Here is a 12,762-nt window from a genome sequence, read left to right on the forward strand (position 1 = left end):
TGCAAAAAAACGCGAACAAATGAATGTTCGCGTTTCATTCTGGCTAGGAAAACCAGTTTTTCTTATATACTATTTAATTCTTCTACCTTCGTTGGTTTCCATCCTTTTCCGTCTACCCATTCAATATATACACGATACATTTCATCTTTATTAGGTGAAGCGACTGTACCAACAGAACGATTTACACCGTCATTACCAAGGAAATAAACAGTCATAGCTGAACGATCTAATCCAGTAGCATAAGTGATTGCACGAAGCATTTCATCCCAATCCACATGACTCTGATCATACACAGCTGTCGGATGGTCGTCTTGTACTGTACCTACAGGTTGCCAAGCCGGATTTTCTACCGTTCTATTGACATCAGCACTACTGCCGCCTTCAGTGACAATCTCTTCCTCTTTTACTTTTTCTTCATTGTTTTCTTCTTCATTACTTTCTTCATCTTTATTCTCTTCATTATCTTTATTTTCTTCTTCCTCACTGTTACCTTCTTGACTTCCCTCATTTGTTGCATCATCTTTCTCATCACTGCTATTTTCTTTAGAAGTTTCTTCATTATTTACTTCTTCATTCGCAGCAGAATCCGCTGGTTGATCCTCGTCTTTTCCACCGGAGAAAATAATCGTACCAACAACGATGATGAGCAGAATAACGACGCCAATTAAGCCATTTAAGATTATGTTTGTTTTTTTCCTTTTCGATCTTTTATCATAACGGGATGAACCATTATCAGTATTATTCAAAGGAATACCTCCTAATTTAAAAAAGAAATATCATAGCTGAAAACATTTTAACATGTCTTTTAAAAAACTTGAAGGGATAACCATTACGTGGAATGATCTAATCTATGTATTTCTTTCACAATATCAGCGAATAAAGAAAGTGGTGATGGGTCGGTACTTTTGGCATCTAACCGGACGGTTACTAGTGCATATCTTGGGTTATCATATGGAAAATAGCCAGCAAACCATTTATTTTCTAGTTGCTGCCCATTCACTTTTTTCCCTGTTTCCCCTGTTCCAGATTTGCCTGCTACTTGATACGGTAAATTTTGTAGTTGCCTACCTGTCCCCAAATCATGATTGACAACTTCAAGAAGAAGCTTTTGTAATGATATGGCTGTATATGGCTTAATATTTTTACCAACAATTTTTTTAGACTGAAAGCTCTTTACTTTCGTCCCATTTTTATATTCTAGTTGTGAGGCGACACGTACCATCTGCTTTTCTCCACCTCTTGCGATTGTTGCCATCATATTCGCCACAGCTAACGGTGTACTGCGGACATCTAATTGACCAATGGATGTTAGAGCAATTAGATTTGTATCTTTTCTATTTCGCGGATCACTAAAGACCTGGCCTTGTTCTTCATCTGCCAATTGCTGAAAGCCTTTTAAATGATAGAAATCTCCTTGCCATCCTACTTTTATCGATAGGCCTAATTTATTGGCATAGCTATCCACCACCAATGGTTCTATAGACATCAGCTCTTTGCCGACCGTTGCAAATGTATAATTACAACTTTTCGCAAAACTATCTTTAAAATTAAGCATGCCGTATTGATAATTTTCATCGATTTCTCCATTGATTGACCGATTACAATCAAACATACGACTTTTTGCATCTAGCCCATAATCTATCGCTGCTGCAGCGATAACAGTTTTAAAAATAGACCCTAGTACTTGATTTTGTACCATAAAATTATTTGTACCTTCTTCGCCATGAGCGAAAGGGTTGACTGGGTTCACTTTCGGACGAGAAACCATCGCGACAACTGAATTATCCTCAATATCTATTAACACCATCCCCCCTTTGGTAACCTCGTTTTTATCGACTAGCATTTCCATTCGTTGCTGCCATTCAAAATCAAGCGTCGTTCTAATATTCAATGGATAAAAAGGGTTCGCAGGGTGAACATACTTTACATTCGAGCCAAATAAAGGCCTTCCTTTTCCATCAACATGATAAATGAGCTTTGTTTCACCTTCTCCAGACAAAAGTTCATCAAAGCTTTTTTCCATACCAGTTGCACCTAGTCTTGTTATATTAGATAAGTGTTTATTAGGATATCTTTTGGTTAGTAAAAAATCCCTATTGGCAATCCCTAATAATTGTCCTGCTGGTCTCTCATAAATCGGGTATGATTTTCTCACTGCAAATACACCTGGTATTTCCAACTGATTAATCTCCTCCATTTGTTCATTAGACAAAATGAAAGGTTCTCGCTCACCATATACAATAGGATCCTTTATTGCTTGAACTTTTTGACGGAATTGACTATTATCAACTTTAAGAATTTCAGCTACACTCGAGACATCCCATTCTATATCTTTCAGGAACGGAAAAAGGATTAAGACCGTTTTATAGGCTACAGTTAATTGTTTGCCATCTCTATCAAGCAAATTCCCTCTCTCGGCATCTATAGCTATTTCCTTAGAGCGTTGTGCGACACTTTGACTGATCAAGTTAATGTCTCTATTTGTAAAATGCTTTGTTTCAAACAACTGTATTTGAGCCAGTCTAACAATAAGTATTGATAAAATAATCATCATAACAGAAACAAACAGAATGACTCGTTTTCTTTGCATAAAAACACCTCGTCAAAAGTGTTGACGAGGTGTTTCTATTTCAAACGCTAAAACACAATAATTTTATTAGTTAATACTTGTTATCTTAACACTCATTTCTCCACCTGGTGTTTGCACAGACACTTCTTCGCCTACTTTTTTACCAATAAGGCTTTTAGCAATCGGAGAATCATTGGAAATTTTGCCCTCAAAAGGATCTGCCTCTGCACTACCTACGATAGAATAAGTCTCTTCTTCACCATCAGGTAATTCTACGAAAGTAACAGTTGAGCCTAAGCTAACTGCGTCGCCTTTCATCTCATCCTCAGTAATGATTTTAGCATTACGAATCATGTTTTCAAGAGTCGTAATACGACCTTCTACAAAAGCTTGTTCTTCTTTAGCAGAATCATATTCTGAGTTCTCAGATAAGTCACCAAAACTACGAGCTATTTTTATACGTTCAACCACTTCTTTTCGTTTAACGGTTTTTAGGTTTTCTAGTTCTTGTTCTAATTTCGTTTTACCTTCTTGTGTCATTGGAAATACTTTTTCTGTACTCAAAACACCCACTCCTTTACCATATATAACCAATTATTGGTCAAAAGTATGTATGAATTTTATAAACAATGCATTTACAGCGCGTCCTTTATCGAACGCGCCTATCTATGCAAACGTTTGTAGCCTTATTATTTTTCTATGCTATTGTGTCATAAAAAAGACTTTTCTTCAAGAATTGTTTGAATTTTTGTGACCATTAAATCAATCGCCACTTTATTTTGTCCACCTTCAGGAATGATAATATCGGCATATCTCTTAGTCGGTTCGATAAATTGATTATGCATTGGACGAACAACACTGACATATTGCTCAATTACTGAGTCAATGGAACGCCCTCGCTCCTTAATATCACGCATAAGCCTTCTAATAATTCTTAGATCTGCATCCGTATCGACAAACAGCTTCATATCCATTAAATCACGTAAACGCTCATCTTCAAGTACAAGAATACCCTCTAAGATAATCACATCTTTTGGTTCAACAACGATGACATCATCTGACCTCGTATGAATAGAATAGTCATATACAGGCTTTTCGATGACCTCGTGATTCGTTAAAGAGATGATATGCTCAATTAATAAATCTGTGTCAAACGCAAGTGGATGATCATAATTGGTTTTCAAACGTTCTTCAAACGGTAGATGTGCTTGATCTTTATAGTAATAGTCTTGTTCTAACATAAGAATAGAATGACCTTGAAATTGATTATAAATCGCCTTCGTTACACTTGTCTTTCCAGAGCCTGATCCACCAGCTACACCGATCACAATCGGTTTTCTCTTCATCTTTATCAATCTCCCTAACATCGTAGCTTTTTTGCTACTGTTTAACAATATACACCTTTTTGCTATGATTGCCAAACATATGGTACTTATACTAGTAATAATTCTTTATCACAACAAAACTTATTTCTTTCTACTAATCGCAACACCATCACCAATAGGCAAAATCACCGTATGGTAACGATCATTTGTCATAAGCCATTCATTAAATTGGTCAATTTTTTGCACTAGGTTGCGGATGCGTTTTTTTTCTATCTCTGCTTTTTCATAAACAAGGCCTTTAAATAACACGTTATCGGTAATAATTACACCTGTATCATTTAAATATTGACTATACATCTCGAAAAACTTCTTATACTGTCCTTTTGCTGCATCAATAAATATCATATCATAGTCACCTAATATTCGAACCTCATCTTCTTGCTCTAATGCATCGCCTTTAATTAAAGTGATTTGATTCGCCATGCCGCTTCTTGCAAAGTAGTTCTCTGCCTTTTCATAACGCTCCTGATCTCTTTCCAATGTAACAATATGAGCAGATGGACAAGCTTCAGCCATTCGTAAAGCGGAATATCCGATTGCTGTTCCAATCTCTAATATTTTTGTTGGTTGTTGAATTCGTACAATCTGTAACATGGCTTCAATACCTTCTAGTTCCATGATTGGCACACGATTTTCCCTAGCGTATTCTTCCATTTCCATGAAGAGGTTTGTACGATCCGGTATTAATTTTTGCATATATGTAATTAGCTCATCATTTAGCAATTACTCTCACCTCTATTAATTTAACTTCCATCCTTTGCATATGCAAGAAAAAAAGCGCTCACATTAGTAGATTGTCAACAAGAGCTTGGACCATCTACGCTATCTGCATGATACGCCACATAAAAAAATATATAAAATGCTTGTGCTATTTTACCACATAAAAAAGAGGAAAGCTATGAGATTTTATCATAAATGATGATCTAACATCATTCACACCTCTTTAGCTTCCTCTATTTTTTAATTATTACTAGTTATGTGCTCATTTTTCTTCACATTATGTTCATCCAATGTTTTAGAGAATAAAACTTCTCCTTCTGGTGTAGCTAGGAAATACAAATAATCCGTTTCTTCAGGATTCAAAGCAGCTTCAATAGAAGTTGAACCTGCATTAGCAATCGGTCCAGGTGTTAGGCCATTGTATTTATATGTGTTATATGGGTCATCTATTTCTAAATGCTTATACAATGTCCTTTCCTTATGCTCACCATGTGCATATAAAACGGTGGGATCTGTTTGTAAAGGCATATCTTCATCCATACGATTATAAAAAACGCTGGCTATCTTATCGCGGTCCACTTGTGCAGTGGCCTCTTCTTCGATTAATGAAGCCATTGTGAGTAATTCATGGACAGACATCTCTTTGTTCTCCATTGCATCTGTGTACTGAGCAAGCACTTCACTTGTCTTCTTAATCATTGGTGTTACAATTTCTTCTAACGTTGCATCTTCTTTGTAGTAATCATATGTGGCAGGGAATAGATAACCCTCTAAAGGGTATTTTATATTCTCCGCAAAAACATCATCAGTAATGACACTTGGAAATTTCTCCTGCATTTCCTGTACAAATGCTTTATCATTTAATTCTGCAAAGACTTCGTCTGCGTCCATGCCTGCTTTTTCTGCTATAATTGCTGCAATTTGCTCCAACTGCTTGCCTTCAGGAAGTGTGACTTTAAACACGACTTCTTGATCAACATTTCCAGTTTTCAGCTCTGATATGACTTGACCTAAAGTCATCGCCGGTGCCAGTTCATAAGTTCCTGCCATAAAGCCTGATTCATTCTTTAGCTTCACATAGTATTTGAATACTCTAGCATCCTTTATTATCCCATTCTCTTCTAATACTTGTCCGATCCCTGAAACGGATGAGCCTATAGGGATTTCGACATTTTTGACTTTGTCGTTATCTGGATTAACAGGTTTTAAAGCAGAATTCACATAAAGGAACCCACCTAGCCCTCCAACACCTATGATTACAAATAATATTATGGCTGTAATTAACACGATTTTACGCACAACTTTCGCCTCTGTTTGCCTCTCTATCAACTGTTTTTTCATCTTACCTTTTTTATCATCTGTCATGGTAAACCTCCTTGCAACTATTTCCCCTTACTATTCATACTTCCTTTTTGCCTCATGTTGCTACTGTATTAATAGCTGGAAAATAGCTCTCATACATCTCGGATTATTATACTATACTTTCTGTCATAGGATAGCATATTTAGACAAAATTCTTCTACTATAGAACGAATCAGTTATACTGAAAGCGTTAATCAATAATACCTCTCCCTTAATAATGAATGAGTTAAGTTTATAGAGAATGAGATAGAAATGAGGACAATGCTGAAAGTGGAGGTTTTTTTTGAGATAGGTTATATTTTGCTAAGTCTTTTTTTACTTAATGTTTTTTTGTTGTGTGATATTAATTCTGGGTTAGCCTTAGTCGCAAGTTCACCTGCGAAGGATGATAGAACATAAAAAAAAGACCCACTAAATACGCGGGTCTTTTCAAATTTATTCTTCTTCGTTTTCTAAAAATGTATTTAACATCTCTTCGATAAGGTCCCATTCTTCGTCCGTTTCAATTGGCATTAATTCACCATCAGTATTATCTTCACTTGGAACGAATGCAGATGCATGAATTTCAACCTCTTCTTCATCCTCATCTGCACCAATTGGATAATAAAGAACATAAGATTTGCCAAATTCTTCAGAGTCAAAAGTAAAAAGCACTTCGCAAAGCTGCTCGTTACCTTCCTCATCTACTACTGTGATATTGTTTTCTCCGTGATCCATTTCTTTCACCTCTTAATTCTGGCTATCTAAATAACCTTGTAAAATCATGACTGCCGCCATTTTATCAATCACTTTTTTCCTTTTTTTGCGACTGACATCTGCATCAAGTAGGACTCTCTCTGCAGCGATTGTAGTGAGACGCTCGTCCCAATAAATAACCTCAACACCGAAACGTTTGTTAAGTTCATTACCATAGAACTGACTCGCTTCACCTCTAGGCCCTATTGTACCATTCATGTTCTTAGGAATGCCAACAACAACCTTTGTTACTTCATATTCTTTGAGCAGCTCACCAATACGTTTAAATCCGTACTGATTCTGTTCCTCATTTATTTTCACTGTTTCGATGCCTTGGGCTGTCCAACCAAGACCATCACTAACAGCCACGCCGACCGTTTTTGAGCCGACATCTAATCCCATTGTACGCATATTATCCCTCTCGTTGCTGTTTTAAATACGACTTCACAAGTTCTTCAATAATTTCATCCCGTTCTAACTTGCGAATCACATTCCTTGCATCTTTGTGACGGGGTATGTAGGCAGGATCTCCAGAAAGCAGGTAACCTACAATTTGATTAATAGGATTATACCCTTTTTCCTGCAGGGCATCGTGAACATGGAACAAAACTTTATTGACATCTTGTTCAAATGGTTCCTCAGGAAAATTAAATCTCATCGTTTTGTCAAATGAGCTCAATTGCTACACCTCACTATTCTGTTCTTAAGCGATTAAGCTACCTATTCAAAAAGAGAAGGATGGATAGCTACACCAAGTTCATGAAGAAGAGGTTATATAACCTCTTCTTTTTATGATTCGCTTTTGTTTACCTACATTTTACACTAAACTATTCGGGAATCAAACGGATTTTACCCATTCCTCTACAAATTGTAACGCTCCCTCTAATTTTGCTGGGTCTTTTCCACCAGCTTGCGCCATATCTGGACGTCCACCGCCACCGCCTCCACAGCGAGTAGCCACTTCCTTAATTAATTTACCCGCATGATAGCCACTTTTAATCAAATCATCTGTCACACCGGCAATTAAATTCACTTTTCCTTCATTCGCACTACCTAGTACAACCACTGCTGAAGCAAGCTTTTGTTTTAATTCATCTGCCATATTACGCAAGTGGTTCATGTCTGTCGCCTGAACTTTTGCAGCTAATACTTTTACACCGTTCACTTCTTTCACTTGGTCAATCAAGCTTCCAGCTTCAATATTACCCAATTTAGTTGCTAATGATTCATTTTCTCTTTGTAATTGCTTGATCTCTGCATGTAAGCTGTCAATTTTTACTGGTACATCTTTTATATTTGATTTTAATTTAGCTCCAGCCTCTTTTAATACAGAGATTTGCTCTGTCATCATCTTATAAGCACCTTCACCTGTGACTGCTTCTATTCTTCTTGTGCCTGCACCAATCCCGCTTTCAGATTGGATTTTGAACAAACCAATGACTGCAGTATTTGCCACATGACAGCCACCACAAAGTTCTAATGAATAATCACCGATTTGAACAACTCGTACAATTTTCCCATACTTTTCTCCAAATAAAGCCATTGCTCCCATTGCTTTTGCTTCTTCAATATCTTTCAGGTCAATTTGCACATTTAAGCTATTCCAAATTTTCTCGTTAACAATGGCTTCGATTTTCTCTAACTCATCTCCTGTTACTTGTCCAAAGTGAGAAAAGTCAAATCTTAGTCGATCTGGTTCAACGAGAGAACCTGCTTGATTTACATGCGTACCTAATACATCTTTCAATGCTTGATGAAGAAGATGTGTCGCAGTATGATTTTTTACGATTTTATTACGATTAAAATAATCTACAGATGCTTTAACCGATGAATGAGCTTTTAATTCTCCTTCTGTGACAACTGCACGATGGAGGTTTTGTCCATTTGGAGCTTTTTGCACATCTTTTATTTCAACCCTCACGCCACTTGCTGTTAGAGTTCCCTTATCAGCGATTTGCCCACCACTTTCAGCATAGAAAGGAGTAGCTGTCAATATTAATTGAACCTCTTCGCCTTGACCAGCTTGGTCTACTAGCTCGCCACCACTTACAATTGCAGCTACTTCAGTATCAATCGTCAATTGTTCATACCCAACAAACCTACTGTCTACCGTAATTTCACCTAGGACACTATCCTGGACTTGCATACTATCTATATCTTGACGAGCAGCTCGAGCGCGATCACGCTGATTTTCCATCTCTTTTTCAAAGCCATCATGGTCGATGCTCATCCCTTCTTCTTCTGCGTACTCCTCTGTTAATTCAACGGGGAAACCATACGTATCATAAAGACGGAAAACATCTTTTCCATCGATTACAGTATGTCCATTAGCTTTTTCTTTTTTCATTACTTCTGAAAGAATAGCTAAACCCTCGTGTAACGTTTCATGGAAGCGTTCTTCTTCGTTTTTAATGACTTTTTGAATAAAAGCCGTTTTTTCTTTTACTTGTGGATAATAATCAACCATTATTTCTGCAACCACTGGTACTAACTCAAACATGAACGGACGATGAATATTGATTTGTTTCGCATAACGAACCGCGCGACGTAATAATCGTCTAAGAACATATCCTCTACCTTCATTTGATGGAAGAGCACCATCACCAATTGCAAATGCTACTGTACGAATGTGGTCAGCAATCACTTTAAATGCGACATCTTGTTCCGCAGTTTTTCCATATTTCTCAGCAGAAATATCTTCTGTTCCTTTAATGATTGGCATAAATAGATCTGTGTCAAAATTCGTCTTTACATTTTGCACAACTGAAGCCATACGCTCTAAGCCCATGCCCGTATCAATATTTTTCTTTGGTAGTGGAGTATATGTTCCATCTGGATTATGGTTAAACTCAGAAAATACAAGGTTCCATACTTCCAAGTAACGTTCGTTCTCTCCCCCAGGATAGAGCTCAGGATCATTTAAATCGTTACCATACTCTTCTCCCCTATCATAGAAAATTTCTGTGTTCGGTCCACTTGGTCCTTCACCAATATCCCAGAAATTCCCTTCCAAACGAATAATTCGTTCTTCTGGTACACCTACTTTTTCTCTCCATAATTTGTACGCTTCATCGTCCTCAGGGTGGATTGTCACAGATAATTTGTCTTCTTCAAAACCAATCCATTTTGGACTCGTCAAGAATTCCCAAGCATATAGAATCGCTTCTTCTTTAAAGTAGTCACCGATAGAAAAATTCCCAAGCATTTCAAAGAATGTATGGTGACGTGCTGTCTTCCCAACATTTTCAATATCATTGGTACGTATTGATTTTTGTGCATTAACGATCCTTGGATTTTCGGGAATCACTCGACCATCAAAATATTTCTTCAATGTAGCTACACCACTATTAATCCATAGTAGTGACGGATCTTCATGTGGTACTAAAGAAGCACTCGGTTCCACTGCGTGACCTTTTTCTTTAAAAAAATCTAAAAACATTTGTCTAATTTCTGCACCAGTTAAATGTTTCATAAAAAAACCTCCTAAAAAATTTATGTAACCATAAAAAAAAGCCCTCATCCCCAATACAGGGACGAGAACTTAAGCTCGCGGTACCACCCTGATTGTGAAAGAAAACTCTCACCTCTCAAAGCACCTTAACGCGGTGAACGGCAGTAGTTAACTGCACTCCGGATTAGCTTTCTGTTATCCTTCATCGAGAAATTCTCTCAGCCATGGAATTTCCTCTCTTTCGAATGGACTATAACATACTTCTTCCATCAACATCTTACATTATTTAAATAGATATAGTCGAATTATAGCTAGATTTTTGCTCTTTTGTCAATATCAATGTCTAACAGTATCAACAAATTCAGCTGAAACTATACCTTATCTGCCCTATGTCGGTTCATTAATAGTTTACGTGCATGTATAAGACTAATTTTTAGGATTGCCAAAATCGGAACAGCCATAATTAAACCAATGATACCGCCAGCTTCTCCACCAGCTAGTAATGAAAGCATAATAATGAGGGGGTGCATATGTAAGCTTTTCCCTACAATTAAAGGAGATAATATATTCCCTTCCACAAATTGCAATACAACTATAATAATTAATGTGATAATCACCATTTTGACTGACAGGGTCGCTGCAATAATCACCGCTGGGACTGCACCAATAATTGGACCAAAATACGGAATAATATTGGTTATTGCAATGATAAAACCAAGCAACAATGGATACTTCATACCGAACACCCAAAATAAAGTAGCTGAAATCACCCCGATTACTAAACATACAAGGAGCTGCCCACGAATATAACCTCCGAGTGACTTATCAACATCTCTTATAAACAAAACAGCTTCTTTTCTCCATCTTCTTGGCGTTAAGTACCAGACTGCTTTTTTTACATCCGTATAATCTTTTAAAAGGTAAAAGGAGATAAATGGGATAATAGCGATGATTAAAGCATAATTAAGAATCTCAAGCAATATATTAATTGCCTTTGTTAATAATTTATCTAATGCTGCTTCAATATTGTTAATCCCATCCTCTACACGTAATTGTAATGTTTCTGGCCATTCAGATGTGCGTTCTTGAACCAAAGCAATAAAAGAGCGATATTGCTCGGCAAACTCTGGCGCATGATCAACTAAATCATTTAGTTGATGAATAAAAGCCGGAATCCCTTTATACGATCCGTAGCCAACACCACCAAAAAATAATAAATAAATTCCTAAAGCTGCTAATCCTCTGTGCATACCCGTTTGATGTAACTTTTCAACAATAGGGTGTAAGAGATAAGTAAAAAACGCCCCAAGTAAAAACGGAATCAGCACAACAAGCAGTAATTTTAAAAGAGGGAGCCATAATTCTTTTAATTGAAAAAAGATATAAAGTAAAATGAGAACAAGCAAAACAAAGCCTAAACGGTACAACCATTTCATACGAACGTCCATGCACTACGCCTCCCTTTACTATCTTGAGAAGAGAGCATATGAATTATACATACAAGTTAAACAAGGGACGGAATGGATTCATTTATTGACATAGCACAGGTACGAAAAAACGTCCCCAATCTATTTGATTGAGGACGCCAAAACATTTAAAACATTTTCATTACTTTTCTTTGTATTTTTTTCATATCTCTTTTTGAGACGATGTTATTTTTCTGCATATAGCTATATGCGGCTACACCTGCGCCTATGACAGCTGCTGAGGTTAACATTTTATTCATCATATGACACCTCTCATAAGAATTTTTATGAAGAAAAACGACGCTCTTCTTCATCAAATAAGTCATCTAAAGAACTTAAAGACCCATCTTCTTCCACTTGGTGAGTGTGAATAATTCCTTTAGACAATGAGAGTTCGATAAAGCAATTCCAACAGTAATATTGATTTATGCCAATCTTACCGACATCTTTGCTTTGACAATTAGGACATTGAAGCATCATGGAAAGGACACCTACCTTATTCTACATTTACAATAATGGCATCCTTTCCAATCGCTGGTGCGCAACTAGCTTTAACTACTTTCTTTCCTTCAAGTACATCAGAAAAGAAGCCATCTGATAGTTCATACCCTACGATTGTGCCCAATTCTTCATTGAAATATACATCTTGAAGAAGTCCTAAGCGATCGCCCTCTCTTGTCATCATCATTCGGCCAGCCAGACGATTTTCACTAGCAATTGTAAAATCACTATGCTTTGGTATAGCTGTTAATACATCACAACTCTCAATCATCACACCATCCCAACCAAATGAGTACACATCTTTAATATCTAGAAAAAAGGATTTACGAATAAATGAGTGGTTCTTCACCCATAGTCCCTTCACTAATCCTTCGGGTGAGATGAAGAGATCATTCACTTCACCTATTGCCCTACCGTTATTCAACACGATTACCGACAAGCCTCTTAATAAGGAAAATGTTCGCAAAAGTTACTCCCACCTTCTTTGAACATTGTTATTTTGTTCAAAGATGGTGCGAGTCATTCTTCTTCCAGGTTGGCAATTTGTTTTATGTATATAGGTAAAAAAATAAG

14 protein-coding genes and 1 other annotated feature are annotated in these 12,762 nt (G+C 36.9%); all 14 genes read right to left on the bottom strand.

What is annotated here, in order from left to right:
* Window positions 1–62: 62 nt before the first annotated feature.
* The 14 genes from U9M49_RS08820 to U9M49_RS08885 all read right to left on the bottom strand — a co-directional run bounded on the left by U9M49_RS08820 (window position 63) and on the right by U9M49_RS08885 (window position 12,655).
* Window positions 63–746: a DUF1510 family protein gene (locus tag U9M49_RS08820; RefSeq protein ID WP_233435217.1), complete on the bottom strand. Its 684-nt coding sequence runs from the start codon at window positions 744–746 to the stop codon at window positions 63–65.
* Window positions 747–829: 83 nt separating this feature from the next.
* Window positions 830–2,590, bottom strand: coding sequence for a peptidoglycan D,D-transpeptidase FtsI family protein (locus U9M49_RS08825; protein ID WP_322909613.1), 1,761 nt, complete (start codon window positions 2,588–2,590; stop codon window positions 830–832).
* Window positions 2,591–2,656: 66 nt separating this feature from the next.
* Window positions 2,657–3,133 carry a transcription elongation factor GreA gene (gene greA, locus U9M49_RS08830; RefSeq protein ID WP_095372476.1) on the bottom strand — a complete coding sequence of 159 codons (477 nt, stop codon included), beginning with the start codon at window positions 3,131–3,133 and terminating at the stop codon, window positions 2,657–2,659.
* 146 nt (window positions 3,134–3,279) lie between these two features.
* On the bottom strand, window positions 3,280–3,915 hold the full coding sequence (udk, locus tag U9M49_RS08835) for a uridine kinase (protein ID WP_095372475.1): 636 nt from the start codon (window positions 3,913–3,915) through the stop codon (window positions 3,280–3,282).
* 120 nt (window positions 3,916–4,035) lie between these two features.
* Window positions 4,036–4,677 carry an O-methyltransferase gene (locus U9M49_RS08840; RefSeq protein ID WP_322909614.1) on the bottom strand — a complete coding sequence of 214 codons (642 nt, stop codon included), beginning with the start codon at window positions 4,675–4,677 and terminating at the stop codon, window positions 4,036–4,038.
* 237 nt (window positions 4,678–4,914) lie between these two features.
* The gene (gene mltG / locus U9M49_RS08845) at window positions 4,915–6,039 is read right to left on the bottom strand and encodes an endolytic transglycosylase MltG (protein WP_322909615.1); all 1,125 of its coding nucleotides are present in this window, start codon (window positions 6,037–6,039) and stop codon (window positions 4,915–4,917) included.
* A 432-nt stretch (window positions 6,040–6,471) separates the two neighbouring features.
* A complete protein-coding gene (locus U9M49_RS08850) occupies window positions 6,472–6,753 on the bottom strand; it encodes a DUF1292 domain-containing protein (protein ID WP_095372472.1) in 282 nt (93 codons plus the stop codon).
* Between the two features lie 12 nt (window positions 6,754–6,765).
* Window positions 6,766–7,182, bottom strand: a complete 417-nt coding sequence (ruvX, locus tag U9M49_RS08855; protein WP_095372471.1) for a Holliday junction resolvase RuvX — start codon at window positions 7,180–7,182, stop codon at window positions 6,766–6,768.
* Window position 7,183: 1 nt separating this feature from the next.
* Complete coding sequence (locus U9M49_RS08860) at window positions 7,184–7,450, bottom strand: IreB family regulatory phosphoprotein (RefSeq protein WP_095372470.1); 267 nt, start codon at window positions 7,448–7,450, stop codon at window positions 7,184–7,186.
* A 159-nt stretch (window positions 7,451–7,609) separates the two neighbouring features.
* Complete coding sequence (gene alaS, locus U9M49_RS08865) at window positions 7,610–10,243, bottom strand: alanine--tRNA ligase (protein ID WP_322909616.1); 2,634 nt, start codon at window positions 10,241–10,243, stop codon at window positions 7,610–7,612.
* Window positions 10,244–10,297: 54 nt separating this feature from the next.
* Window positions 10,298–10,504 (bottom strand) — a binding site (T-box leader).
* Between the two features lie 89 nt (window positions 10,505–10,593).
* The gene (locus tag U9M49_RS08870) at window positions 10,594–11,670 is read right to left on the bottom strand and encodes an AI-2E family transporter (protein ID WP_322909617.1); all 1,077 of its coding nucleotides are present in this window, start codon (window positions 11,668–11,670) and stop codon (window positions 10,594–10,596) included.
* A gap of 146 nt (window positions 11,671–11,816) precedes the next feature.
* The gene (locus U9M49_RS08875) at window positions 11,817–11,948 is read right to left on the bottom strand and encodes a DUF3918 family protein (protein ID WP_095372467.1); all 132 of its coding nucleotides are present in this window, start codon (window positions 11,946–11,948) and stop codon (window positions 11,817–11,819) included.
* A gap of 25 nt (window positions 11,949–11,973) precedes the next feature.
* The gene (locus U9M49_RS08880) at window positions 11,974–12,165 is read right to left on the bottom strand and encodes a hypothetical protein (protein WP_095373640.1); all 192 of its coding nucleotides are present in this window, start codon (window positions 12,163–12,165) and stop codon (window positions 11,974–11,976) included.
* A gap of 19 nt (window positions 12,166–12,184) precedes the next feature.
* The gene (locus U9M49_RS08885) at window positions 12,185–12,655 is read right to left on the bottom strand and encodes a PRC-barrel domain-containing protein (RefSeq protein ID WP_095372466.1); all 471 of its coding nucleotides are present in this window, start codon (window positions 12,653–12,655) and stop codon (window positions 12,185–12,187) included.
* Between the last annotated feature and the right edge of the window lie 107 nt (window positions 12,656–12,762).

Origin of the sequence: Cytobacillus sp. OWB-43, assembly GCF_034651445.1 — a bacterium.
Taxonomy (GTDB): domain Bacteria; phylum Bacillota; class Bacilli; order Bacillales; family Cytobacillaceae; genus Cytobacillus; species Cytobacillus kochii.